Origin of the sequence: Microvirga tunisiensis, assembly GCF_009296175.1 — a bacterium.
Classification (GTDB): domain Bacteria; phylum Pseudomonadota; class Alphaproteobacteria; order Rhizobiales; family Beijerinckiaceae; genus Microvirga; species Microvirga tunisiensis.
Map to the genome: position 1 here is coordinate 1 of NZ_VOSK01000567.1, position 2,741 is coordinate 2,741.

The window sequence follows — 2,741 nt, forward strand, 5'->3', positions numbered from 1 at the left end:
GCGCCTGCTCGAGTCCATCGGCAACGTCCCGCCCGCCGAGGCGGAAGCCGCCTACCACGTTCAGCTTGAGGTCACGCCGATGGCCGCGTAAAATCCAAGCCAACCAGCCTCCGGAAAACTCGGCGCGGTTCACGCCCGCACCCGCGAGGCTCTGCACAACGGCTGGGACAAGAACGATCCCAAGGACGCGCAAGTCATCCTGCACATGCTCAGGATCGGAGCCACCCAGCGCTATGTCGATCCGCTGGCGGCCGGGATCAACGACCTGCAGGAGCTGTCGAAGACCCATGAGGCGATCTCCAGGGCCAAGACCGAGACCTGGCACCGGCTTCGGACCCACTACCTGCCCCTGTACTTTCCCGAGATCGAGCGCTTTGCCGGCAACAGCCGCTCGGACTGGTTCCTGGCGCTGCTCGAACGCTTTCCCACACCCTCCAGCATCATGGCTCTGGATCGGGAGGGCTTCATGCAGGAGGCATGGTCCCTGATTGGCCGCAAGGTCTCCAAGGCTCGCTTGCTCACCGACATCTACGAGACGGCCCGCGCCTCCACGGCTCTGCCAGTGGCGGAAGGCTCTGCGGCGGTCACGATGTTCCGCATGGTCTTGGCCGAAGCGCGCAGTCTGATCCGCCAGAGAGATCAAATCGAGGAGCTGGCTCATGCGATGCTGGTGGATCACAACGACTACCAGCTCCTGCGCAAGATCCCGGGCATCGGGCCGATCCATGCCCTGACCATTCTGGCGGAGGCTGGTGATCTGCGCCGCTTCGGGCACCATCGTCAATTCCTGAAGTTCTGCGGCCTTGATTTGGCCACCCGCAAGTCGGGCACGTTCCGCGGCCGCACCAAGCTGTCGAAATATGGCAATGCCCGCCTGCGCCGGGCCCTGTGGATGGCCGCTCAGGTGGCAGCCCGTCAGCGCGACAACAGCTTTCGGGATAAACTCGGCCGCTACACCGCACGCGATCGCCACGATGCCGATCTGCGCCGCAAGGCCGTGACCGCGTTGACCGCCAAGATGGCGCGTGTGGTGCACGCGGTGATCAAAGGCGGAGCAGAATACCGGCCGTTCTTCGAGCGTCCGGTGCCGGGTGGAAGGACCTCTCTTTGTTAGGGCCGTGAGGGCGCGCCAGCGACCCTGTAGATAATGTTTGGGCCTTCCACCTGGGGTGTATCTCGTATTGAGGACGGTGAGGACCACGGCCAGGGCCGCTGGATCCTGTGTTGGCTATGGGAGAGAACAATCCCGTTGACGGTGGAAGCCACCTGGCTCAACCTAACTGCAGCGCCGATCCAGCAAATCGGCGTGCTGAGATCTGCTGGCCCAGCGCTGCTGCTGCTTCCCCACATAGGACGTTGTCCACCCGCAGGCTCTTCGGCCGACCGCGGCTTCTGGCGATCTCATCAAGGGCCTCGACGACCTGGTAGGCACGGAAACTCACTCGCGGGACTATCGCCAGTGCCTCTCGCGTATGGCAGTCCACTACCGTCAGGATGCGGAATGCACGCCCGTCGAAAAGCTGGTCGGCCATGAAGTCCATCGCCCACACCTCGTTGGGACCACCCACCTCCGGCCGGCCCTGCCGGTAGCGCCAGGCGCGCTTGCGCTTGGGTGCCTTAGGCCGGATCGACAGCCCCTCCTCGCGGTAGAGGCGGTAGGTGCGCTTGTGGTTCACCGGCCAGCCCTCCCGCCGCAGCAGAATGTGCAGCCGGCGATAGCCATAGCGCACTCGGGCTGCTGCCAGTTCCTTGAGCCGCATGCGCAGCTCAACCTGCGGATCCGACCGCTTGCGGTAGCGCTGCGAGGAGCGCTGGAAGCCAGTGGCGGAGCATGCCCGCCGTTCGCTGATGCCATAGGCCTTCTGCAGATGGCCTGCGACCTCGCGCCGAACGACGGGCTTCACCACTTTCTTTTGAGCACGTCCTGCAGCATGGTCTTGTCGAGGGTCAGGTCCGCCACGAGCCTCTTGAGCCGGGCATTCTCATCCTCGAGCTGCTTGAGCCGGCGGATCTCGGCCACGCCCATGCCGGCAAACTGCTTCTTCCAGCGATAGAAGGTGGGTTCGGTGATGCCCATCTTGCGGATCACCTCGGCTACTGGCGTGCCGCTCTCGGCCTGGCGCAGCGCAAAGGCGATCTGCTCTTCCGTGTAGCGCGTCTTCTTCATGGCACTGACCCTCCTCAAGGATTAAATTGCCCGAAAAAGTTGTCCTCCAAATGGACCAGTTTGACGGGTCAGGACCACATGAGAGCGAGAGCCGTCGAGCAATCAAACAGCACGCGCATGCGAGCGTTGTCGCATTTCTGCCTGCATCGTGACTCAACAGGGGGTCTCCAAGCTGAACAATAAGGAAGGAGTCACCATGATTGCTCAGTCCACAGACCTCGCCATTCCTAAGGCGTTCCTGGAGTATGAAGGGGTGACGGTCTACCGCACCTATCGGTTCGACGATCCGTCCACCTATCCACCCTCATCTCACATCTTCACAACCTCTCCAGACGGGCGCTACGCCTCTGACCCCTTCCGCTTTGATATTCGCACTCTGACTGTCCCGGCGGCATCCGCCGATGAAGACGGTGTGCGGACAGGAGAGGAAGCCGCCGTTGCGGCAGTGTTGGAGCAGGCCATTGATCGCGGGATGATCGCAAAGCCAGGCACCAGCTCTGGGGCTCGACCGGTTCAGGTTTGTCGGCAAGCTTGGTGAGAACTAATCAGGCCGTTCGCCATCCTCGCGAATCAA

At 62.7% G+C, this 2,741-nt stretch carries 1 protein-coding gene and 2 pseudogenes; 2 read left to right on the top strand and 1 reads right to left on the bottom strand.

Going from position 1 to position 2,741, the window contains the following annotated elements:
* Window positions 1-133: 133 nt before the first annotated feature.
* Window positions 134-1,148: pseudogene (locus tag FS320_RS41325) on the top strand (IS110 family RNA-guided transposase); the annotation flags it as partial.
* 207 nt (window positions 1,149-1,355) lie between these two features.
* Here FS320_RS41325 and FS320_RS41330 read toward each other — a convergent pair.
* Window positions 1,356-2,167: pseudogene (locus FS320_RS41330) on the bottom strand (IS3 family transposase); the annotation flags it as partial.
* 196 nt (window positions 2,168-2,363) lie between these two features.
* On the opposite strand from FS320_RS41330, the gene FS320_RS41335 reads away from it, so the two are divergent.
* Window positions 2,364-2,705 (top strand): hypothetical protein, encoded by a 342-nt coding sequence (locus tag FS320_RS41335; RefSeq protein ID WP_152718381.1) that lies wholly within the window; start codon window positions 2,364-2,366, stop codon window positions 2,703-2,705.
* The last annotated feature ends 36 nt before the right edge of the window (window positions 2,706-2,741 follow it).

Excerpts from the sequence above, each read along its gene's own strand:
- FS320_RS41335 (WP_152718381.1), top strand. The coding sequence starts at position 2,364 with ATGATTGCTCAGTCCACAGACCTCGCCATTCCTAAGGCGTTCCTGGAG.